The 22,719-nt window shown below is 59.1% G+C and carries 19 protein-coding genes and 2 pseudogenes; 11 read left to right on the top strand and 10 right to left on the bottom strand.

Annotated features, from left to right (window positions below; translation table 11 throughout):
• Positions 1-19: 19 nt before the first annotated feature.
• Together NR193_RS28325 and NR193_RS28320 are read left to right on the top strand one after the other, a co-directional pair.
• On the top strand, positions 20-604 hold the full coding sequence (locus NR193_RS28325; RefSeq protein ID WP_256753999.1) for a DUF922 domain-containing protein: 585 nt from the start codon (positions 20-22) through the stop codon (positions 602-604).
• 72 nt (positions 605-676) lie between these two features.
• Positions 677-2,941: a heavy metal translocating P-type ATPase gene (locus NR193_RS28320; RefSeq protein WP_256753998.1), complete on the top strand. Its 2,265-nt coding sequence runs from the start codon at positions 677-679 to the stop codon at positions 2,939-2,941.
• A gap of 109 nt (positions 2,942-3,050) precedes the next feature.
• Here the strand turns inward: NR193_RS28320 and NR193_RS28315 are convergent, their stop codons facing one another.
• The 3 genes from NR193_RS28315 to NR193_RS28305 form a co-directional block, all read right to left on the bottom strand.
• Positions 3,051-4,238 carry a ZIP family metal transporter gene (locus tag NR193_RS28315; protein WP_256753997.1) on the bottom strand — a complete coding sequence of 396 codons (1,188 nt, stop codon included), beginning with the start codon at positions 4,236-4,238 and terminating at the stop codon, positions 3,051-3,053.
• Complete coding sequence (locus NR193_RS28310; protein ID WP_256753996.1) at positions 4,235-5,368, bottom strand: multicopper oxidase domain-containing protein; 1,134 nt, start codon at positions 5,366-5,368, stop codon at positions 4,235-4,237. Before NR193_RS28310 ends, NR193_RS28315 begins: the two co-directional genes overlap by 4 nt.
• Before the next feature lie 380 nt (positions 5,369-5,748).
• Positions 5,749-5,895, bottom strand: a complete 147-nt coding sequence (locus NR193_RS28305) for a hypothetical protein (RefSeq protein ID WP_256753995.1) — start codon at positions 5,893-5,895, stop codon at positions 5,749-5,751.
• A gap of 39 nt (positions 5,896-5,934) precedes the next feature.
• Between NR193_RS28305 and lgt the strand changes: the two genes are divergently transcribed.
• The 6 genes and pseudogenes from lgt (at position 5,935) to NR193_RS28275 (ending at position 11,506) form a co-directional block, all read left to right on the top strand.
• On the top strand, positions 5,935-6,789 hold the full coding sequence (gene lgt / locus NR193_RS28300; RefSeq protein WP_256753994.1) for a prolipoprotein diacylglyceryl transferase: 855 nt from the start codon (positions 5,935-5,937) through the stop codon (positions 6,787-6,789).
• A pseudogene (locus tag NR193_RS28295) lies at positions 6,786-6,914 on the top strand (class I SAM-dependent methyltransferase); the annotation flags it as partial. The gene lgt and the pseudogene NR193_RS28295, both read left to right, overlap by 4 nt.
• Positions 6,915-7,528: 614 nt before the next feature.
• Entirely contained in the window at positions 7,529-8,509 is a 981-nt protein-coding gene (locus tag NR193_RS28290; protein ID WP_256753993.1) for a hypothetical protein, read from the top strand.
• A complete protein-coding gene (locus NR193_RS28285) occupies positions 8,506-9,249 on the top strand; it encodes a transglutaminase family protein (RefSeq protein ID WP_256753992.1) in 744 nt (247 codons plus the stop codon). The genes NR193_RS28290 and NR193_RS28285 overlap by 4 nt, the downstream gene beginning before the upstream one ends.
• A 4-nt stretch (positions 9,250-9,253) precedes the next feature.
• On the top strand, positions 9,254-11,008 hold the full coding sequence (locus NR193_RS28280; protein WP_256753991.1) for a penicillin-binding protein 2: 1,755 nt from the start codon (positions 9,254-9,256) through the stop codon (positions 11,006-11,008).
• A gap of 12 nt (positions 11,009-11,020) precedes the next feature.
• Positions 11,021-11,506 carry a hypothetical protein gene (locus tag NR193_RS28275; protein ID WP_256753990.1) on the top strand — a complete coding sequence of 162 codons (486 nt, stop codon included), beginning with the start codon at positions 11,021-11,023 and terminating at the stop codon, positions 11,504-11,506.
• Between the two features lie 67 nt (positions 11,507-11,573).
• On the opposite strand, the gene NR193_RS28270 is transcribed toward NR193_RS28275, so the two are convergent.
• The 5 genes and pseudogenes from NR193_RS28270 to NR193_RS28250 all read right to left on the bottom strand — a co-directional run bounded on the left by NR193_RS28270 (position 11,574) and on the right by NR193_RS28250 (position 17,020).
• The gene (locus NR193_RS28270; RefSeq protein ID WP_256753989.1) at positions 11,574-11,906 is read right to left on the bottom strand and encodes a four-helix bundle copper-binding protein; all 333 of its coding nucleotides are present in this window, start codon (positions 11,904-11,906) and stop codon (positions 11,574-11,576) included.
• A gap of 45 nt (positions 11,907-11,951) precedes the next feature.
• Positions 11,952-12,368: a DUF305 domain-containing protein gene (locus tag NR193_RS28265; protein WP_256753988.1), complete on the bottom strand. Its 417-nt coding sequence runs from the start codon at positions 12,366-12,368 to the stop codon at positions 11,952-11,954.
• A 674-nt stretch (positions 12,369-13,042) separates the two neighbouring features.
• Positions 13,043-13,390, bottom strand: a pseudogene (locus tag NR193_RS28260) (aldehyde dehydrogenase family protein); the annotation flags it as partial.
• Positions 13,391-13,659: 269 nt separating this feature from the next.
• On the bottom strand, positions 13,660-15,633 hold the full coding sequence (locus NR193_RS28255; protein ID WP_256753987.1) for a M23 family metallopeptidase: 1,974 nt from the start codon (positions 15,631-15,633) through the stop codon (positions 13,660-13,662).
• A gap of 244 nt (positions 15,634-15,877) precedes the next feature.
• Positions 15,878-17,020, bottom strand: coding sequence for an acyltransferase family protein (locus tag NR193_RS28250; RefSeq protein ID WP_256753986.1), 1,143 nt, complete (start codon positions 17,018-17,020; stop codon positions 15,878-15,880).
• Positions 17,021-17,287: 267 nt separating this feature from the next.
• Here NR193_RS28250 and NR193_RS28245 point away from each other — a divergent pair, with 267 nt between their 5' ends.
• The 3 genes from NR193_RS28245 to NR193_RS28235 all read left to right on the top strand — a co-directional run bounded on the left by NR193_RS28245 (position 17,288) and on the right by NR193_RS28235 (position 19,253).
• Positions 17,288-17,824, top strand: a complete 537-nt coding sequence (locus tag NR193_RS28245) for a sigma-70 family RNA polymerase sigma factor (protein WP_256753985.1) — start codon at positions 17,288-17,290, stop codon at positions 17,822-17,824.
• Between the two features lies 1 nt (position 17,825).
• The gene (locus tag NR193_RS28240) at positions 17,826-18,464 is read left to right on the top strand and encodes an NrsF family protein (RefSeq protein WP_256753984.1); all 639 of its coding nucleotides are present in this window, start codon (positions 17,826-17,828) and stop codon (positions 18,462-18,464) included.
• A gap of 174 nt (positions 18,465-18,638) precedes the next feature.
• A complete protein-coding gene (locus NR193_RS28235; RefSeq protein ID WP_256753983.1) occupies positions 18,639-19,253 on the top strand; it encodes a transglutaminase-like cysteine peptidase in 615 nt (204 codons plus the stop codon).
• Between the two features lie 217 nt (positions 19,254-19,470).
• Here NR193_RS28235 and NR193_RS28230 read toward each other — a convergent pair whose 3' ends face one another.
• Both NR193_RS28230 and NR193_RS28225 read right to left on the bottom strand, forming a co-directional pair.
• Complete coding sequence (locus tag NR193_RS28230) at positions 19,471-21,240, bottom strand: DUF882 domain-containing protein (RefSeq protein ID WP_256754053.1); 1,770 nt, start codon at positions 21,238-21,240, stop codon at positions 19,471-19,473.
• 238 nt (positions 21,241-21,478) lie between these two features.
• The gene (locus NR193_RS28225) at positions 21,479-22,435 is read right to left on the bottom strand and encodes a murein L,D-transpeptidase family protein (protein ID WP_256754052.1); all 957 of its coding nucleotides are present in this window, start codon (positions 22,433-22,435) and stop codon (positions 21,479-21,481) included.
• Positions 22,436-22,719 lie beyond the last annotated feature (284 nt).

The raw sequence follows: 22,719 nt of genomic DNA, 5'->3' as shown, positions 1-22,719 counted from the left end.
CACTTGAAGGAGTATGATCTTGAAAAGCAAGTTGTTGAACCGAAGCATGAGCGGCTACGCCGTAGTTTTCACTGGTCTCGCCTTCATCGTCGGCGTCGGCGCCGCCCGCGCCGACGTGAAACTCGAAGTCACCAACACGACCTATGAATTGCGCGGACTCAGCCTGCACGCGATTGACGTAGACCTGCACCGCGTGGCTGAGAAAGACAGCGATGGTATTATTGAAGGCGAGTTGAAAGATGATTTCAACTGGACTTTCAAGTTTGTCGAAACGGCAGATGCGTGCCGGGTGACTTCGGATGACATCATGCTCAAGCTGAACATGCTGCTTCCGCGCTGGGCGGATGAAGAGCATGCCGACCCAGCCCTTCGCACGGCATGGAAGGCCTACATTGATGATTTGAAGGCGCATGAGGACGGGCACAAAACAATTGCTGTCGATGCCGCCGAAAAGATTAGCAGGTTGACCCACGGCGCCACAGCACTTGGCTCCTGCGACGCGCTTAAGAGGTCCCTGAATAGCGCCGCCAGTCAAATTGTCGAGGCTGCGGAAAAAGCGCAGGAGCAGTTGGATGCCAAAGACGAACCCGTTGCGCTCGAATAGGGTGTCATTTTTTGCTTGCTCCTCTAGTCGCTAGAGGATGTAGCCTGCTCCTTAAATGAAGGAGCTTTTGCAATGACCTCACCCGCCGCACAAACCCGTTATCGCGTGGACGGCATGGATTGTGCCGCCTGCGCCACCAAAATTGACACGGCGGTGCGCCGGATGCCTGGCGTCGAAGACGTGAACGTGTCGGTCACGGCCGGGACCATGACGGTGAAGCACGCGCTGAAAAGCGACCTCGCTGCAATCGAGAAAAAGGTGACGGGCCTCGGGTATACTGTCGCCCAGGTCAAAGGGAAAACCGAACCGAACGCAAGGCCGGCCCAAGATGACGCGAAGGACGATCACGACCATGACGGTCACGATCACGCCGACCATGCCCATGCGGGGCACGACTACGCCGGCGCAGCCAAAGATGATCATGACGAGGAGGTGGAGGGCCTGCATGGGCACGACCACACACCGGCCTCGGGGCCATGGTGGAACAGCGCCAAGGGTCGCCTGACCATCGCCAGTGGCGCCGCATTGGCTGTAGCCTTTGCGGTTCACACCATCTGGCCCGCCACTGGCCCGTGGGCTTTCATCGCCGCCATGCTGATTGGCCTGGTGCCGATCGGGCGGCGGGCGGTGATGGCCGCACTCGCCGGCATCCCGTTCTCGATCGAAATGCTGATGACCGTCGCGGCGGTCGGTGCCGTCATTATCGGCGCCGGCGAGGAAGCCGCAACCGTGGTCTTCCTGTTCCTGGTCGGCGAGTTGCTGGAAGGAGTAGCCGCCGGCAAGGCGCGCTCCAGCATTCAGGCGCTCACCACTTTGATCCCCAAAACCGCGCTGATTGAAGAGAACGGCACGACCCGCGAGGTGCCGGCCGAAAGCCTGTCCGTGGGCGCTACCCTCCTCGTGCGACCCGGCGACCGGGTCCCGGCCGACGGCGAGATCACCGAAGGCGAGAGCGCCATTGATGAATCACCCGTGTCCGGTGAAAGCGTGCCAGTACGCAAGGGCGTCGGCGACAAGGTCTTCGCAGGCACGATCAACGGCGATGCCGTCCTGCGCATCAAGGTTACGGCAGCCGCCGCCGACAACACCATTGCCCGCGTCGTCAAGCTGGTCGAGGAAGCCCAGGAAAGCAAAGCCCCCACAGAACGGTTCATCGACCGTTTCTCGCGCTGGTATACCCCCGGCGTGGTCGTCGTGGCTGGACTGGTCGCGGTGGTTCCGCCATTGGCTTTTGCCGGTGATTGGAACGAATGGATTTATAAGGGTCTGGCGCTGCTGCTGATCGGCTGTCCCTGCGCCCTGGTCATTTCGGTACCGGCGGCGATCGCCGCCTCGCTCTCGGCCGGCGCCAAGCGCGGGCTGCTGATGAAGGGCGGCGCGGTGCTGGAAGGCCTCGGCAAGATTACGGCCGTGGCCTTGGACAAGACCGGCACGTTGACGTTGGGCAAGCCGCAAGTGACCGATATTGTTTCTTTTGGTCGTGCGGAAGCGGACGTGCTTCGCCTTGCCGCCGCACTGGAAACCGGGTCGAGCCACCCGCTGGCCATCGCCATCCTGGCGAAGGCCGCCGCCGACAAGGTGAAGGTCCCCGCCGCATCGAAGGCGCAAGCCCTGGGCGGCAAGGGCGTCAAGGCCACGGTCGAGGGCGCCGTGGTCTTCCTGGCATCGCCTCAGGCGGCCAACGAAGCGGTCAAGCTCTCGGCCGAACAGACGGCCGAAATTACGGCGCTAAACGATCAGGGCAAAACCGTCTCCCTCGTGCTCGTCGACAACAAAATCGCGGGCGCCATCGCCATGCGCGACGAACCACGGCCGGACGCGTTGGCTGGCCTCAAAGCACTGACCGACTCCGGCATCAAGACCGTCATGCTGACCGGCGACAACAAGCGCACGGCGGCGGCGATCGGCAAGCAGCTTGGCATTGAGGTCCGCGCCGAACTGCTGCCGGAGGACAAGCAGCGTATCATCGGCGAGCTAAAGGGGCAGGGGCTGACGGTCGCCAAGGTCGGCGACGGCATCAACGATGCGCCGGCGCTCGCCGCCGCCGACATCGGCATTGCCATGGGCGGCGGCACCGATGTGGCGCTGGAGACCGCCGACGCCGCCGTGCTGCATGGCCGGGTCGGTGACATCGCCGCGATGATTTCGCTATCGAAGACCACCATGGCCAACATCAAGCAGAACATTTCCATGGCCCTAGGCCTCAAGGCGGTATTCCTGGTGACGACGGTACTGGGCATCACCGGCCTGTGGCCGGCGATCCTGGCCGATACGGGCGCCACCGTGCTGGTGACCGCCAACGCCATGCGGCTGCTGCGCTGGAAGGGTGGGGCATAGGCTGCCATCGGCTGCAATTTCTAGGATTGCTTGATGACTGAACCGCACGGCCATGGCATCTCTGGCCCGGCGTACCGTTTGAATCGCGCGGCGCTTGGGTTCTGTCCGGTCAGACCTTCACCAAAGCGGCCGTCGCGTACATGAAGGCGACGCCGGCAGCCAGGCCGCCCATGACAGGCGGTGTGAAGAAGGCATCGAGGCCCTTCTGGTTGCTTCGCATCAGATAGGCGCCGACCTCGACGATGACCTGCAGGATCGCGCCGGCACCAATGGCAAGCGCAAGTGCCGACCATTGCGGCGCATAGGCCAAGCTGCCGAGCCACATGCCGAGAACGGCAGGCCCGCCGGCGAGCAAAGTCAGGCAGACGAACGTCCACAGCGGCGGACGCTCCTTTAGGATTGGGGCGGCAATGCCGATGCCTTCGGTGACGTTGTGCAAGGTGAAGCCGAGCACAAGGAAGGTCCCGAGACTTCCCGAGCCGGCGGCGAAGGCGGCACCGATGGCAAGACCTTCGCCGAGATTGTGAAGGCCAATGCCGAGCGCGATATAGGTGGCCAACGCCAGCCCTGCCGGAGTGCCGCGCCGCCGGCCGATCGCCATCAGCACAAGAAAGCTCGCCAGACCCGCTAGCACCACCATGACCGGCCCCTGGAAGATGGCGGCCGCGGTTCCGACAAGGTCGCAGGATTCTTCGATCGTATCGACCAGCAGGAAGGCGAGCAGTCCGATGGTGAGCGCAAGCAGGAAGTTCATGCCGCTTCGCCCAACACCGCGCAACGCCGGGTAGAATAGCAGGCCAATGGCGACAGGCAGTACGCCGACGATGATGCCGACCAGTCCCTGCAGCTTGAGCTGTCCCGTAGTGACGGTCGGCGTCGGAACCGCAACCGTGATCTCATGTTCGAACGTGACCCCTGTATTGGTGACGACGTTGACCCTGTGTGTTTCGCCCAGGATCCATGGGAAAGGCAGGTTGATCCACGCCGTGGAGGCGCGCGCGATGTCACCAGGCGGGTCCTGTGTGAATTGCCAGTAGGCGCCGTCGACCTGGACCTGGGCGATCTTCATTGGCTCGGAGCCGCCGGCCCGCACAAGCAGGTGAAGGCCGGACGTATCGATCACGGTTCGTTCGAACGTCAGCTTCTCGACAGGCGGCGCGCCATTTGAAAATCCTTGCAACGGATTGACGGCGAGGATCCACGCCGCAGCAATGGCGAGCACTGCTAGCGGCAGGCCGATCCACAGCAGATGGGCGCGCGACCTTGCCGACGAACCGGCTGCAACAACCTTGCTCATGCCAATGCCTCTACGACGTCGAACATGCCCATCCAGCCGAGCTCGGTAAACTCGCTTTGATGCGCGTGGAACATGTAGAGGCCGGGTTCGTGCTCGGCGAAGGTGAATTCCAGGATGCCGCGCTGGCCTTGGCACTGCATGATCAGGTCGACCGTTTTCAAGGTCGGCGTCAGCGTCGTGCCCTGATCGAAATAATCGAAGAAATTTCCGTGCAGGTGAAACGAGTTGATGAGATCGAACTCCAGCATATTGATCAGAAAGATGCGCACCGGCTTGCCTCGCACGATGCGGATCGGCGTCTTGGCATAGGCATGAGCGATCGTATTGGCAGCGTAGAATTCGTTCGCCTCGTCGAAATTGGTGTCGAACCCGTTCATCACCATCACCAGTTCCTGCCAGCCGGCATTCTCGGGCGTGTCGAGCAGCCGTGACCGGGCGATGTCCGCTTGGTCGGGATGACGATCCGGGTCCGGGTCGATGACAAAAGCGCCGTACATGCCTTTGTGGATATGCCTTTTCAGCGGCAGAGCGTGGCAGTGATAGAGGTGGCAGCCAAACGGCGTGGCGTCGAATTCGTAGACGAACTCGCCGCCCGGATCGATCATCCCGTCGCCCGGAACTCCATCCATGCGGGCGGCATGGATGCCGTGGAAATGCATCGAGTGCCGATGTGAGCCGTCGTTCTGGAAGACGACGCGAATGCGCTCGCCTTCCTTGGCGCGGAGTGAAGGGCCGGGCACTCGACCGTTGTAGGTCCAAGCCGGGAAGGTCACGCCCGGTGCGATCTCGATGGTCTTGTCCTCGGCCGTGACCTCGAATGTCCGCAGCGTCCGCCCGTCGGGCAGGACCGAGACGATTCCTCGCTCCCAGTCCGTCAACATCAGGGTCGGATCAAAACCATTGGCGGCGTTGTCCACCTTGCCAACGGTAACCATTGCGCCATGCGCATTCATGTGTTGAGGCGCTGCATCGGTGGAGGCCATAGCCGCCATATCATGATCGGCATATGGGTCGGATTGGCCGAGCGCACTGTGGGCAGCGATCGCCGTGCCGCCCACCGCCGCAAGGCTTCCCGTCAAGATGGATCGCCGATTTATCCGATCACGAAGCCATATCCCCACGTCAACCATCTTCGGTTACCTTGCAAAGACCATTCGCCGGCCGCAGGATAGTATTGGCTGTGAAATATAGCAACGGCTTATTTTTGCTTTGCGCTATGCCCGACGTCAACCGATCTTCAAAGATCGACGTTTGAGTTTGGCCAGCTGAATGAGTAACCACTGTGAAGTGGATCGATTCCGGATCGATTAGGTCGACCAATCCTGTGCAACTGTCATGTGCGGGCATCTGCTTCAAGCATAGAGCGGCCAGGCGTTTCTGGCGCGGACATCAGGACAGATGCAACTGTTTATGTTATAAAATACCGTCGCATGTGTTTCCTCCACTGTTTCAGGTTTCAGCTGCGATCTGGAGCGGCCGCCGGCACGCGGCCGCTCCAACAATTTCCCCTCTATACGTAGCCGAACACGCCAATGGCGTAGACTTCGGCGAGAGCCCACCACAGGCTGCGCCCCGACAGGACCCAGCCAAGCGAGATGGATTGACGTAGTGGCGCGCGACGCGGGCCTGCCTTGACCCCGCCAAAACCCTGCCGCATGGTCCGCGCCCGAACGCGATCGCAACCGAGAGTTCCCTGTTGAACGAATATTTCCTGCTGCCGCTGGCCTCGCTACCCTTCCCCAACATCAACCCGATCCTCATCCAGATCGGGCCGCTGGCGGTACACTGGTACGGCGTCGGCTACATCGTCGGCATCCTGTTCGCCTGGTGGTACGCCAAGCGGCTCGTCACCAACACAAAGCTCTGGCCCGACGGCATCCTGCCGATGAAGCCGGAAGATCTCGACGATTTCATCGTCTGGGCGGCCATCGGCGTCGTGCTGGGCGGCCGCACCGGCTATGTGCTGTTCTACGACCTGCCGCGCTACATCGCCCACCCGTTCGACATCGTCGCCGTCTGGCAAGGCGGCATGTCGTTCCATGGCGGGCTGCTTGGCGTCATTCTCGCCATGACGCTGTTTTCGCGGAAGCGCGGCATCCGCACATGGACGCTGTTCGACGTGGTGGCGGCCGGCGTGCCGGTTGGCCTTGGCCTTGTGCGTGTCGCGAATTTCATCAATTCCGAACTCTGGGGCCGGGTGACCGACGTGCCGTGGGCGGTCGAATTCCCCAATGGTGGCCCATTTGCCCGTCATCCGAGCCAGATCTATGAGGCATTGCTCGAAGGATTGCTGCTGTTTCTCATCCTGCGCTTCCTCACCCATTCGCGCCTCAAGCTGAAGACGCCACGCTTCGTCGGCGGCGCCTTCATCTGCGGCTACGGCCTGTCGCGCATCGTCGTCGAGTTCTTCCGTGAGCCCGACCAGCAGCTCGGCTATCTCCTCGGCACCAACTGGCTGACCATGGGCATGATCCTGTCGTCGCCGATGGTGCTGGCCGGCATCTGGGCGATGGTAACGGCCAGGCAGGTGCCACAGCAGCAGCCGGCATGACACGGCTGAAAGCCCGCATCGTCGACCTGATCGGCGCGGTAGGGGCCATCCCCGTCAACGAATACATGGCGCTGTGCCTGTTCGACCCCGAGGACGGCTACTACGCGACGCGCGAACCGTTCGGGACTCCAAGACTAGATCAGGAAGGTCCGCGTGACGAGCTGGCCAACGCGGACAAAGTATGGACACTTTGAGCGCCCTAAGACTAGTCTTTCATCAATGAGCACCCTATGATTCGATAGAGGCGTTTGAGCCTTAACCAAAAATAAACGCTGTGGTGCAAACTGGAATTATGTGGACCACCGGTTCAAAATGGCATGCTCGTCGCCTCATTTCGATAGCTGTCGCGTTCGCGATGCTGCTGTCAGCGTTTGCGGCGCATCCGCCAAGGGCTGAGTCCGCCGACATTCTAGTTGCAGCAATCACTCATGTTCACGACCAAGGCTCCAAAGACGTCGGGACCGTGTCGCACAGCGCTCTGCATCACGATCATCATGCCGAAATGATCCATCAGTTTGCGGTTAACTTTGTCGGAACTATCAGTCGTCCGGCCTTTTTCCCCAGTCAGGACGGCGCTCGCACTGTCCAGATATCCCTAGATCGCCCTCCAAGAGTCGCTTCGTGCTGATGCACTGAGCGTATCTTTGCCGACGCAAAACTGCGTCTGTCTCCATCCGCTCGGTGCTCGCCCGTCGATCGCAATGCGATCGACCGATCAAGCCAGAGCGGAATTTTCAGGATGTTTATCGCAGCTGCGCGCGCGCGCAAATCTATTCTACGCAACTTTGCAACCATCGGATACGAGCCGGATGAGGCCGCGTGGCGGTCAATAAGGATGGGCGTAAAACGGGATCTCCAGGCTCGCCGTCTGCGTCCCAACGTGCCGATACCCTCTCGACGAAAACCGATCAAATATCTCAACGCCGTATATCGAGAGACGGGGTCGATACGCGACACCTTTGTTTCATTTCTCCATGACGGAGCGTGGACGTCCAGCGGCGGGTCCTTCCGGCTCGCCGAGCAGATTGGCTTCGACCTTCTCCACGAAGCGGATCGCCGCCTGCGGATAGACGGAGCTCTGCAATATCTGGAAGTTGGCGGCGGCTGGGCGGGGCTGAAAAGCCCTCCATCATCAAAGCCTCGTGACATCGCGAGCCTCGCAAGACATTTTGAAAATGGTCTCGGTCAAAACGTATTTTTCCACTTCACCAACTTGACGCAGTGGCATGCCGAACTGCCTGCGGGCATCGTCGAGCATCCCTACGTCACAGCTGCCGGACTTTCCGTTCTGGACACCCAGGGCCTTCAGGCCGGGACAGTCGACATTCTCTACTCACAAGCAGCCGCCTATTTCGAAACAGACGTAAAATCATTCCTCACGGCAGCTTCGACCCTGCTGCGAAATGGCGGGCTGCTCATATTCAATCTTCGACCGGAATTTGCCGGATTGGTTTCGGAGTGCGCGAGTGCCAACGGATTGGCAATGCGCAAATGGTGCCACGCGGGCGGCATGAACGGCGTCATTGTCGCGTTCGAAAAGCAGCTGACTGCATGGAAGACCAAACCCCAAATTGGCTCTGCCGAAATTCATTTGCCGCACGCGAAACTGCTACGGCCCGGGGCGAGTTCTGCCATGCCGGCCGAACCGGGTCATCATCCTGGAAATCAGCGGGACGCAGGAGAGTGGGGCTTTCCGCAAATGTTGGAGGTCATTCGATGAACAGACGCATGCTTTTGATAGGCGCTGGCGCAACGGCTCTCGCGCCAGGCCTAGCAGCGGCGCAAAATCAGACATCTCAAGCATTCGACGCTCGCATCGCGGACATTCAACGCGCCTTACAAGCGCAGCGCGCCGATGGCAAAACGCCTTCTTGCAAGTGGATTGCTGAACAGCTGCGAGCCGGCCTGACCGCTCGAGATCAGCGGATCGCCGCATTCAAGATAGTGCAAGAGGTCCCATACAAGCTGACTGCATGGACTGGCGATCCGGACAGTCTGTTCGCGATTGATCGCGGGGATTGTCGCCACAAATCGGCAGCCTTGCTTCAGCTAATGCGGGCCTGGAAGATCGATGCTCAGCCCGTGCAGGTTCCATTTGACTGGGCCGACTTGCCGATACCGCAATCGGTACTGCAACCCCTGGCCGAAACACGCGGCTTCCACGATACCGTAGAGGTCAATGTCGATGGCAAAATGATCTTGCTCGATGCCACTTGGGATTTGGCCTTGGGGAAAGCAGGCTTTCCGGTTCTTGCAAATTGGAACGGCGTTGAACCGACCCCGGCCATTACACCCCGTGCAAAGGTCATCGTGCGCCCAGGTGATATCAAGGCAGGGACAGATCTCTACGCCTATTTCGGGTTCAAATGGCCCGAACGCAAACGCACGTTGGCCTTCAATCGCGCCTTCAACGCCTGGACCGATCAACTGCGGGTGCGTGAAAATCCGGTCAAAGGCTAGCTTCATGGAAAATGCATTGAATGCTGGCCATCAGCCCGCCAAGTACGGAGCTCGTATCTATATCGTTATGGCAATGTTTGCTTTTTTGTTTGCTGCCATAGGTGTGCGCCTGGTGATGCTTGGAAACATGGATCGGCCCGACAGAGCCTACGCGGCGGTACCGCCGTCTGTTGCGCGGCCGGATATAGTCGATCGGAACAACGTCACACTCGCGATGGATATCGCAAGCTTTTCGGTCTACGCCGAGCCGCGCCGAATTATCGATGTCGACGAGGCGGTTGAGGGCCTGACGAGCGTTTTTCCGGACCTCGATATCGTAGACCTTCACAAACGCCTAGGCAGCAGCAGTGGCTTCACCTGGATCAAACGTAGCGTAACGCCTGCTGAAAAGGACCGGCTGTGGGCGCTAGGAATCCCTGGGGTTGGGGTTCGGGACGAAACCCGTCGCCTTTATCCCAATGGGCCTGCAGCTGCGCATGTCTTGGGATCAGTCAACATAGACAATGCCGGGATTGCTGGCATCGAACGCTGGATCGATGAACAAGGCCTGCAGGATCTCAGACTAGCTGGCTTAAACTTTAATCGACGGGATCTCGAGCCGGTTGTTCTCAGCCTGGACCTGAGGGTCCAGTATGCGTTGAGCGACGAGTTGAGGAAAGCTGTCGCCCGCTTCAGCGCCATCGCTGGGGCGGGGCTGGTATTGGATGTCACCAACGGGGAAGTGCTTGCGCTGGTGTCGCTGCCCGATTTTGACCCCAATATTCCCGCTGATGCACTGAAGCCGGACCGCATCAATCGCATCAGTGTCGGCACATACGAGATGGGGTCCACCTTCAAGGCCATGACCACCGCCATGGCGTTGGACTCCGGCGTGTTCAATATCCACTCCGTCCTCGACGCCAGTCGACCTTTGCGATTTGGCCGGTTTGCGATCAACGACTACCGCGGCCAGGGAAGGCCGCTGACTGTTCCCGAGGCATTCATCTATTCGTCGAACATTGCCATGGCTCGAATGGCCATGGGTGTAGGCGTCGAAAACCACAAAACCTTCCTGAAAAGACTGGGTCAGTTCGATCGCCTGACTACCGAACTGCCCGAGAACGCCGAGCCGCTTATTCCTCCGAACTGGAGCGAACTGAGCACCGCCACGATCGCCTTTGGCCATGGCATGGCGGTGACACCGCTTCAGGCGACGATGGCGGTTGCGTCGCTTGTCAACGGCGGGAATCTTATCCGGCCGACTTTCATCAAGGGAACCCCCTTTGCGTCGCGAATTTTAGCCACGGATGTGGTGACATCGGAAACAGGGCAGGCGCTGCGGTTTCTAATGCGCCTGAACGCCGAAGTCGGTTCCGCAAAAAAAGCCGACATTCCGGAGTATTTCATTGGAGGTAAGACAGGCACTTCTAACAAGGTGGTCAACGGCCGCTATTCCGGAGACCGGGTGCTGACAGCCTTCATGGGCATAGTTCCTGCGGACCAGCCCCGCTATCTGTTCCTGACTATTCTCGATGAGCCCCAGGCACTGCCGGAAACCAGCGGATTCAAAACGTCGGGTTGGAACGCGGTGCCGGTGACAGGGGACGTCATGAAGCGCGTTTTGCCGCTTCTCCCGATCGCGCCTTACAAGGAACGGCCGACTGATCCCTTTCCGACCATAGTTCGGATCGCAGCCTGGGGTTCCGAACGCTTTCGGCCGGTTCTTCCCGTCGCCAACCAATCTACAATGGAAGCTGTGGCCGCCCCCGTAAAACCGTAACGGAGTGAAAAAATGGACGACACCATTCGAATTGGAAAAAACACGGAAGCGAAGGTGGCATTCGCCTCATACGTCAAGGGAGCGTTGGTCGCGATTGGTTCTTTCGCCATGCTCGGAACCGTTGCGGCGTTGTGGGCAAACCCCTTCTTCATACGCATGACGCCGACAAGCGGCTTCGAAGTGGGGCTGCTTGCCTTACAGGCGCTTTTGCTCGGGATTTATGTCACGATTCCAGTTCCCGCATGTGCTCTGAAACTCGCGAGCCTTGGCGGCATCGCCAATTACATCGGCATCGCTTGCCCAATCTGCAACAAGCTCTTGCTCTTCCTGTTTGGCGCCAGCGCGCTGTTGACTTATCTGGAGCCCGTCCGGATTTATCTGGCTGCGGGCGGGGCGCTCGTGACGATGGTCGCTGTTTACGTCCGGTGGCGCAACTTCCGCCTCGTTTCGTCTCTTCCTACGCCGCCTTTTCGCAACGTGCCTCCCGCCACCGTCTAGGCAGTCTGCGGTCGGTATGACAATGAGAAGCGGGGCGCTGTGGTCGCGCCCCGCATTTGATTTGTGCCTATGCGGCCATCCTGGCGCAGCTTTCGGCACACTGGCGGCAGGCGTCAACGCATTCTTGCATATCGCCAAGCCGTTCGCAGTCGTTCGCGCATTGGCTGCAGATTTCCGCGCATTCACGGCAGACATGCTTGTGATGCTCGGAGCCGAGCAACATGAAATGTGCGGATGTTCGACAGATTTCGGCACAAGCCATCATCAGGGTGAAATGCTTCCTCTCGGTGTGCTTTCCGCCCGTTTCCAGACAATGTCCCATCGCAGTCGAAAGGCATGTTGAATAGCAGCGCAAGCACTCCTCGATGCAGGCCCTCATTACTGGGTTCAGTTGGTGCATGGAAATTCTCCTATGAACGTTCGTATCGGATGCGGTCATGCTTGACTATTTTGCATTGATCTTGAGCCACTTCGTGTAGTCTTTGATTTCCTTCTTTTGAGCATCAATGACCATCTGTGCCTTTTTCTTAGCGTCGGCGTTGTCGCCGTATTTGAGCTCGACCTCCGCCATATCGATCGCGCCCTGGTGATGGGCAATCATTCCGCAGATGAAGGCCACGTCAGCATCCTTGGCTTTGATACCCTCCATCATGGCTGGCTCCATTTTCGTCATTGACGCCATGTATGCTTGGTGGGCCTCGTCCATACCGGATGCGTCCATCTTTGGCATATCCATGCCAGCCATTTGTTCAGTGCCGGCTTGCCGGCATTGCTGTGGGAGAGGGTTCTCTTGGCTGAAGGCGGCTGAACTAGCCCCGGCGAGTGAAGTAGCGACCGCAAGGGTGGCGATGACGTTACGCATGGTCTTTCTCCTGTTTCGTCTGACTTCGAGGGGTACGCAGCTACGCTGCGGCTGTCCGATTAGGGAACGGGACTACGCCGAAAAGGACCGCTTGGGCGGTCGCTCCAACCGACCTGTTGATCGAGACGGAAATGACTCCTGCGCCTCTGCAACAGCCCTTGAACTCAACAGACGAAATCCAAGGGTCGCGGACCCCGTGGCAATGCCGACCACGCAATGGAAAGCCACACAGCAATTGCCATTATTGCCGACTTTATCGCAATCAGGGGATCCGCTTGGTCCAGATATCGCACCGTCTTCTACCAAAACCCTATCAGCAAACGGTTGCGAATGGGCGGCATGCGCCGCCATAGCGACCGCAAACGTCACTGGTCCCGCGATGCAAAGCGCGATTAGGATGAGGAGGTTTGGCCGCCGATCGGTCACGAAGCTGATAGCCTTCAATTCCGGGGCTAACGAACACCTGCCGATATTTGTTCCTACGGAAGCGAAGAAGACCGGAAATCGCCTCGCTCGTGAGGCCTTGAAAAAGGCCCACCGGTGCGTCCGGCCAGATGGTAGCGCTGCCGGATCGACAGCCCAAAATCGAAGGCCTATGACACCACCATGCCGAAGATTCATAACGAAGAAACTGCCAAACGGGTGTTGTTTGACAGATCGTCAGTAATCTCAGATCAGAGGTTCCCGAAGCATAGATACTTCATCTCCAGGTAGTCGTCCGCGCCATGACGTGAGCCCTCCCGCCCCATTCCGGACTGTTTCATACCTCCAAACGGAGCTGCTTCTGAGGACATCCTCCCAGTATTAATGCCAACCATCCCATATTCCAGAGCTTCGGCGACACGCCATACCTTCTTTAGCTCATTTGCGTAGAAGTAGGCGGCAAGCCCATAAATAGTGTCATTGGCCTGCTGGATGACGTCCTCTACGGTGTTGAAACGGATGAGCGGTGCCACCGGACCAAACGTCTCATCGCAAGCGACAAGCATGTCGCGACGAACATTGGAGATGACGGTCGGTGGAGTTGCCCCTATTTGACCGGACAGTCGGCTATTGAGTTTGTGCTCGGATGAACTTCCTTTGGGGAGGCCCGCCAAGAAAAAGGCGACCATCGGCGCGATTGACGCGGTTCTAAATGCCAATTTGCGATTCATCGACACGCCTCCAAGGCAGGAGAGCAAAGCCTGGGACTGTTGCGACAAAGCTTGTTTCTCCCAGGCTCCCCAAAAGGATGGCTCGATTTCAAACGTATACCTGGTGTCGACGGGCGTGCTGTACCTGTCGCAGAATCTTAGCAAATGGTTGCACAGTCGTCGCCCTTGACGCTTGCTACCCTCAAGTGATCGCTGTCTTCCTGTTTGAGCAGGTCGTCAATGCGCTGGCGCTCGCGCTTGAATGCTACAAGGTCATCGCCCTTCAGCACCTTGCCGACCGGAAGGCGAACGCGCATCGCGTCGACCTTGGTGCCGTTGACGATCAACTCGTAGTGGAGATGGGGACCGGTGGAAAGACCGGTCGAGCCAAGATAGCCAATGACCTGTCCTTGCCTCACTTGAGCCCCCGGCACGATGCCCTTGGCGAAGCCGTTCTGGTGGTTGTAGGAGGTCTCATAGCCGTTGGCGTGACGTAATATTGTCTGTTTGCCATAGCCGCTGGCCCATCCGGCTTTCTCGACGATGCCGTTTCCGGCCGCAATGATTGGCGTTCCGATCGGGGCTGCCCAATCTGTTCCGGTATGCATTTTAACGTAACCCAGGATCGGGTGACGCCGAAGTCCAAAACCAGAGGTAAACCTGCCATTGGGAACCGGATTGCGCAGCAGGAACTGCTCGGCACTGCTGCCGTTTTCGTCGAAATAGTCGGTGCTGCCATCCTGCATGTGGAAGCGGTAGAAATTGTGCACATTGCCGCCAAATGTCGACGAGACATAAAGCAGTTCGGACTCTTCGGAAGGCTGGTCGTCGCCGTCCGGCTGCGAGAACAGAACACCTATGCTGTCCGACGGGTTCAGCCGGGACTGGAAGTCGACACCGGATGCCAAAAGCTTGACCAGTTGCTGGGTCATCTTCTTCGACATGCCGTAGGAATAGGCGGCGCGGTAGATCCCGTCATAGATGTTCGGCAAATTGCCGCGCACCGCCACCGGCGGCGAATCGTCGAACGCGGTCAGCAATTCGGGATTGGTTTCAGGCTCCTGCGCCGGCACATACTGGCCGTGATCGTCGAGCGCAATGGTCACGATGTGCTGGGTTTTGTCATAAACGCTGGTGCGGACAACCTTTGCCTGCTCGCCGCGAACTTCCAGCCCGACGCGCAGAACGGTTCCTGCCTTGAGCGCAGTCGCGTTCAACAGCTTGGCGATCGCTTCGGCCATGCCGGCGGCGTCTTCACCCGTGTAGCCGGAATCGGCAAAAGCCTCAGTGACGTCGAGGTCCTTGGTGAAGGGAATGATTTCTTCGGCGAAGGCCGGCGCTTTGTCGTCGGCGATGGCACGCGGCGACACCGAGACGTTTTCAGGCACGACCTTGACGTCGTAGGAGCCGGCCATGCTCTGCGTCAGTTGGTCTCCAAAGCGCTGAGGGTCCACATAATGCAGCGACGCCACCTGCACCGCGCCATCGCTCAGCCCCGTGCCGGCGCCACGCACGACCTTTTCCACCTCCTCGGCGGATAGATCGCTCTTTTCGTCGAAGGAAGCTGTCTCGATCGGGAAATCGACGGTCTTCAGGCTCATCTCGCTTTCGACCTTGGCGCCATAGATCTGACTGACGCCAGCGTCGCTTGGCGCTGATTGCTCGGCACCGTCGTCGGCAAACACCTGCATGGGGTCGAAAGGCGGGTAGGGACGGCTGGTCGTGTGCCCGGCGGCAAGCGCCATCTTGATCTGGACGAAAGGTACGGTGTTGATGACGTCGCGGTCGCCGACCTTCGTCACCATCGACACTTCCATGCGCCGGCGGTCCTTTGCCTTGGCGATCTGGCGTAGCGCCACCAGCCTGGTCGTCTTGGCGACTTCGCCGGAATCGCCGCCGTTTTCAAGGTGAGCCAACTCGGCGATCTCGGGTGGCGTCGCCAATTGCTGGCGGCCGTCAACAGCGGCGAAAAGCGCCACGCCCATCAGCACACTCGAGGTGATACCGGTCAGGAAGGTGCCCGACAGCCAGCGCGCCGAGATCTCGCGCCGGTCAGGCGGGCGGCTGCGGCCATCCGCGACCAGCGGCGGCTCATTGCCGAGCGCAGCGATGACATCGGCTGTATCGTGCATCCAGAAAGGCGCTTCTTCCCCGAGGCGGAACGGCTTTTCGCCGTATTGAGCCGAAACAGTTGCCCGTCACAGCCGGCAAAGTCAACGACGCGGCTGGCCAAAGCGGTGCTCTGTTGGTTCGGCCTCATCGTCCAGACCGGTTTCCAATGGCAATGAGGCGGCAGTTTGGTCCGAATGTGGCGGTCCCAGCTTTGCAATGAAGTTAGACCTTCGCCCCGATGCGGCGCGTAGTCGTTGAAACCCCTCACTCCACGGTTTTGAGCCTCGCGCTTGAAGGAACCTGCCCTGTCGGCGCGGGCAGGGCGTCCGATCCTGCAAGACGCGCCCAGTTTGGCCGTTCAAACAAGAAGGCACCAATGCTAGCGCGCTTGAGCAGCATGTAGAGCAGCACGGGGCTGGCCAAAGAGACAACGAGAACTGCGAGGCTGAGTGCCCCCGTTTCGGTGATCAGCCCAGTCCTTAAGGCAGCCGCGCGAAAGACTGACATCGGAAGCGTGAAGGCGACGTAAATCACCAGGGAATGCTCGCCGAGCCAGCGCAGCCAATCCATGAAAGAAAGCCTTACAAGCAGCGCGCCCAGTACGCAAAGCGCCAGGGCGCCCAGTACGGCGAGGCCAAGATGCAGCGGTGGAAAGGTAGCCAGTCCCATATGTGTGACCGTTGGTTGGACCGAGAATCCCGGTGAAAAGACCAGCAAGCCGTTCGCGAGCGCCCAGACGAGCAAGCCTGCGACGGACAGGACAGTATGGCGCTGCGTCCATCCGACCAGGCGGAATACGAACGGCGCCGCCGCATAGCCGATATAGAAGAAAACGAAATAGGCAACGAATTGCGTCAGGATGTAGCTGGTCGCTTCGATGCCCGACATCTGCAGCACGGCCGCCAGTGCGATCACGATGGGATCGGGGATTTTCAACTGCCACAACAGCCTTGCCACGAGGCCGAATACAGCCAGCATGTAGATGAACCACAAGACGCCATACGGTTCGACGGCCGACATGGCGATGTCACCCAGCATCGAGCTGGGGTCCCGGCCATAGATGCCTATCTTCAGGCCGATCATGATGATCGCCCAGACGGCATAGAAATAGGCATAGTGTAAGATTCGCCGGTCGGCATAGCGGCGCCACGGTCGATCGATCACCTGCGAAAGGAAAAGCCCTGAAATCAGAAAGAACTCGGGCATCCGAAAGGGAGTCGCGAAACCGATGACGTAATGCAGGAACCCGACTTGCCCGGTATATTCCCCGGTGTTGTAAGCCGCGTACATCATCACAACCAGGATGATCGAAAGGCCTTTTGCCGTATCTACCCAAGGCATTCGCGCGGCGGCGCTCGCAGGCAAAGCTCCGAGTGGGTTGCGTATTTGCGGCGAGTGATCGTCCATGTTCGCACAGTCAATTTCCCCCTTCTTGATCCTCTTTGGTTAATGTAACTATCCAACGACGCGTGATTAGCTTGGAAAATCTTGTCCTGGTAAACGAACTCGCACTGCCGAAGGGTATCTAGTCGCCACGAGTCAGCGACCGTTTCGGGACGTTGGCATTGTATTTCGGCGCACACAAATGAGTTATTGGCTGGCCATCAGGCGGAACAATAATTTGCAGTCGAGGTAACAGCGGCAGGTTTTTGACGAACTCGGGAGAAAGGGCTTTTGAGCGCCTTGGCCGAAGACGAACTCGCCCGGCTGTTGAGAGCCGCAATTGCTGGCGACGAAAACGCTTATGAGCGATTTCTTCGCCAAGCAGCATGCTTCGTTCGAGGTTTCGCCCGGAAGAGGATTGCAAGGAGCGGCCTTGATCCGGAGGACGTAGTGCAGGAAACGCTGCTGGCTATCCATCTGAAACGTCATACTTGGCGGGAAGACGGACCCGTCATGCCATGGATTTATGCAATTGCGCGCCACAAACTAATAGACGCCTTTCGCCGGCAGGGTCGCCGGATCCACGTGGAGATTGGAGACGTCGCCGATAGTTACGCCGAACCGGAATCCGATGCAGTCAGTGAACTTGAGATCGGTCGGGCACTCAAGACTCTTACTCCAGGTCAGCGGGCGGTAGTATCGGCCGTCTCAGTCGAGGGGCATTCGATCGGCGAGACGGCCATGGCCCTAGGCATGAGTGACACGGCAGTGCGAGTTGCGCTTCACCGTGGCCTGAAAACCATCTTCCGGCGATTTGGAACGAATTGAAATGAAGACGGATGATCTCATCAAGACGTTGACCATGGACGCAAGGCGCCCTGCGCTGTTGTTCCCCTTCATATGGTGGGGGGCGGTTGGTCTGGCAATTCTGGTGGCCGCATCTGTCTTTTTCGCAACGCTCGGCCTTCGACCTGACTTTGCCGCGGCTGCACAGACGCCGCGGTTTCTGTTCAAATTTGTCGTCACCATATCGCTGGCGGCGAGCGCGTTCGTTCCGGCCCGCGCACTGTCAACTCCAGGCAATGCTTGGCGAAAAACAATTCCGTATTTGGCGGTCGCTCCCATGCTCATCGCCGTTGCGGTAATCGTCGAACTCTTCCTTCTTCCACCGGATATCTGGTCGGCGAGAATGATAGGCAGGAACAGCATGGTATGCCTAACCTACATACCGCTAATTGGCATCGGTCCCTTGTGCATTTTCCTGGCAGTCTTACGCCATGGCGCCTCGACACGGCCGACCCTAGCGGGCGCGGTCTGTGGGATATTTGCAGGAGCGATTGCGGCGACGCTCTACGCGGCCCAGTGCACGGACGATTCTCCGCTGTTCGTTGCTACTTGGTACACGATCGCCATCGCGGGCCTGGCGGTGATCGGGGCAGTCGGCGCGAACAGAGTCGCTCGTTGGTAGTGTCTTCACTCCAATGCCGAGCGGCGGCATCGCGCTCGTTGTCTTGAGCTGTTGCATAACGGCCGCTGCTCTAGCCGTCCGGGTAACCATGCCGCCAATCCGGCTGTCGATGCAATTGACACGGACTGTAAAACGCCTTTAACATTTCGTTAACTAATAGGGGCGAGCGGGACAATGAATTCCTTTTCGACGGCGCGGGTAGTGCGCGCGTGTGTCGGGATTGCTGCCGGACTGGTTTGGTCGGCAGCGCCTGCGCTTGCCGCTCATCCGATGGCAACCGGCGGCCTGACCTCGCAGCCGATCGGACACTATGATTTCTGCAAGACCAACCCGGCCGAATGTTCGATTCGCCCGAGCAACCTCGCGCCCGCGACGATGACTGACGCGCTCCTTCGGAAGCTGACCAGCGTCACCGTTAGAGTCAACGCCGCCGTCAAGCCAATGAGTGACTACGACATCTACGGCAAGGACGAAGTCTGGGCCTATCCCGACAAGGGTGTCGGCGACTGCGAGGACTATGTTCTGGAAAAGCGACGGGAGCTTTTCCGCATGGGATTGTCGTTTGCCGATCTGCTGATCACAGTTGTTCGCAAGCCCGACGGAGAGGGCCACGCGGTGCTGACCGTGCGCACCGACAAGGGTGATTTTCTCCTCGACAATCTGACCGACAAGGTCCGCCTGTGGGATGAGACGGACTATAGTTTCCTGAAGCGTCAGGCGATCGACAATACAGGCCGCTGGGTTTCGATCCGCGCTGGCCAACCGGTATTGGTCGGCGCGGTACAGTAGAAACGTACGGCCGAATTAGCTAGATTCTCAGGGTCCTGATGTAAGTGATTGATTGGCGACAGGTCGTAGGAACCCTTGTCAATTTAATTTTTCGGGGTAGTCGCTACCGCTGATTGAGGCACATAGTGCTCAAGCCCCGGTCGCGACCTGGAGCTGTATGTAGTTAACGGCCGATTGAGCGCGCTCCGCCCCGACCAGGATACACAGTGCCTGGGAATTAGTTGATCTGGAAGCGGGCGACCGACAGGAACCTGACGGCGCCGCCGGTAAACCGGTTGGCGTCGGCCATCTGACTATTGAGCTGGAAGCCCGCCGTATAAACCTCGCTCGGCGGGGTGTGCACGATGTTGTAGGCATAGCGAGGCGCTGTCGTTGCGCTCGACACCGTGGCGATATTTTCTCCGCTGCCCAGCGCCCAGCGTGCAGCTTGCGGCGCAGCGGCGACGGCCACAGATCCAGGATTATGCTTCGGGTCCCCTGCGGTCGCCCTTGCTTCCTTGGGCGTCGTCTTCACGCCGTCGCCAATCGCGGTAGCCGGATCGGAATCGGCGGGCAGGGCAGCGATCGCGCTGCGCGGCGACACGGAATCCACGCCAGATAGGTCGCTGACCTCCGGCAAGGAGGCGACCTGATATTCATCGAGGACGGCCTTGACCTCGGCCTTGTCAGGCCCGACAGTTGGCTTCACCCAAGATACATCACTGGCAGTCTGGTTATGTGCGGCCGTATCGGCCAGCGCCAGCAGCACATGCTTGTCTTGTGGTGCGAGGTCAGCCGGCAGCGATCGGTCGGGACGCCAGGCCGGAACCGGAATGTTGTTGACCGCGACCACAACTGGAAAGGCAACATTGGACGGATCAGCCATGCCTAACGGAATGCTTGACGGCGCCTGCGCCGATGCCACCGCCTGCTCGGTAGTGGCATCAGCTGGGCCGACCGGCATATTTTGAGGCGTCTGCGGGCCAACATCGGCTTTCGGACGCGGGGCGAAATCAGGCAGCGGAATGCTGCGCGCCGGCAGCGCCGCGATGATCGTCTCCGGCGTGTCCTGCTGCGCCTGCGAATCGGCAGAGTTATCGTCGGCAACCTGCGGAATGTCGGCACGCTGCGCATCCTGCGGCGCCACGACTGCGATGCCCGGAAGGTTGCTGCTCTTGGCCGCCACGGCTGGCTTCGGGTTTCTGGCCCTTGGCGCTGGCGCGGCCGTAGCCGTCTCCACATCGGCACCGTCGTCGGACTCGTCAGAACCGCCGCCAAACAAAGCAGCCAGAAGACCACCGGATTTTTTGGAACCGCCGCCGGCACTGGCCATCTCGATAGCGGGGGCGCCGGAGCCCTTGCGTGTCTTGTAAGCGGCAAGCGCCAGTTCATAGCCAGGCAGCGGCCTGCCGTCGCTTGGCACATGCAGCGTCTTGCCGTTGGGAAATAGGCTCACCAGTTCCTGGCGCCTGATGCCCGGCCAATGGCGCACGTTGCCGACATCCAGATGGACGAATGGAGAACCGGACGTCGGGTAATAGCCGACGCCGCCGCCCTGCAGCTTGAGGCCGATGTTGCGCAGCTTCTTCAGCGGCACGCCCGGGATGTAGAAATCCAAAGCCCTGCCGAGCATGTGCTGGCTTTCTTTGGCTACACCCCTGCTGCGGCTGCGCAGCATCGAGTTCGTCGCCGGCGAGCGATAACCGCATACGACCTGGATGTAGTCGGTGGCGCCGCTGGCGCGATACGTTTCCCAGACCAGATCCAGCAGGCGCGGATCCATCTTGGTCGGCTCGTTGCGGCGCCAGTCGCGCAAAATGATGTTGATCTTCCGCAGCCCTTCCGGAACGTAGCGGCCATTGCGCTTGTAGACGATCTCGGCCTTTTCCTGCGTGTGCAGGTGATAGAGTTTCAAGGAACGTGTTTCGGCGTTCGCGCCGCCAACCATTGTGGCAAGAACCCCAAAGGCAACAATCACCGCTGCCAGCCATCTCGGCCAGACGCCCATGTGATAATGCCGCCCGTTTTTGTGTCGTTCGACTTGGTTCAAATCAAAAGGCCTTGCAGGCTGCCGTTTGTCCCCGGATTTGCCCAAACGGATGCGTCGTTTTCACACCCGAATATCGATCCTAATGGTTAACCCTCGCTTATTAACCATCGCTTATTGAAAGCCGAAATGCGGTAATACCGTGGCTAAATCTGAGAATGCAGCCAACTCGCCTCGACAGCATCCCGGGCTGTGGATGTCATTCGCTGGGCGTGTGGGGATCCGCCAGCGCAGCATCCGGTCGACTGATCGGTACGTCATCCAGCGACGTTTTCTGGGCAAGCACTGCTGCGCCACGGCTTTTGAGCAGTTTCCGGAAGCTTGGATGCATGCCGCCATCTGAATAGGCATGGGCCGATATATCCGTGCCGGAGGCAAGTACCGCTTCCATCTTGCGTTCATCTGAAACGCGCCGAGCAGCCACGACATCGTCTTCCGCGCTCAGCAACGGTGGACATGCAGCAAGCGGGTCGCGAGGATCGCCACCCTCAAAGGTTGCGTCAAAGACGTATCGTCTGCCGCAATATGATACTTTGGGTTGACGGCCCGTGACCTCCAAAATGTCGTAGCCCTGTTTCAGGTTTGTCCAAAAATCGAAATTAGGGTCATTCCTGTTCCGAGCCATGTTTTCAGGCGTCATCCGGAATGGGAAAGCCTGCACCTGGAATGAGGACTGGCCGCCCCTGATAGCCTCACGGGCGATAGCGTAGATTTCCGCGACGCCTGCATCCGTGAGCGCAAAGCATCCTGACGACGAACAGGCGCCATGAACCATCAAAGCTTCGCCGCTATATCCAAGGGCGCTTTCCAGTTTGTTCGGGTAGCCGAGATTGAACGAGAGATAATATTGCGAGTTCGGATTCAGCATGCCTGCGGAGACGTTGTAAAATCCTTCTGGAGCCTGCCGGTCCCCATTTTTCGTTTTTGGGCCGAGTTTCCCGGACCAGCGGCACATCGGAAAGGTCTTCAACAGGGCGTAACGCCCGGTGCGATCACGTTTCCAGATCTCAAGCTCGCTTTCATCTTTGAAGATGCGGATCAGAATGGGATCGGCCGGCGTCATTTTGCGCTTGTTCATATCGCTGATGAGGCTCGCCGCAATTGGTTGATTTGCCTTGTTGTCGACGTCAAGAACCGTCGACACGCAAGCTGACATAACCAGGGCGAGGGCGGGCAGGGTCAAAAAACCGAGCAGTCGCTGAAACAAATTCATCTCTGTCCCTTGTGGATCAGCCCCTGTTGTCTGCTCCGCCGTTGAGAGCTCGATGTCGCGTTTCGCGTTAGTAGCAATAACAGCATCGTTCGTCAGCAAGGTTAACAAAATTCGAATTTGCGCACGACGGCTTCGACTTTTCTTGGTTCCGTCCCGTTCCGCCAAACTCGAAGTCGCCTGCGGTATTGAGCCTTGTTATGACGAAGGCGGGGGCCGCGCGGTATGAA

Source organism: Mesorhizobium sp. Mes31 (genome assembly GCF_024519675.1).
Lineage (GTDB): Bacteria > Pseudomonadota > Alphaproteobacteria > Rhizobiales > Rhizobiaceae > Mesorhizobium.
Note: the sequence above shows the minus strand (reverse complement) of the source record. Positions and strands in the feature narration are given on the sequence as shown.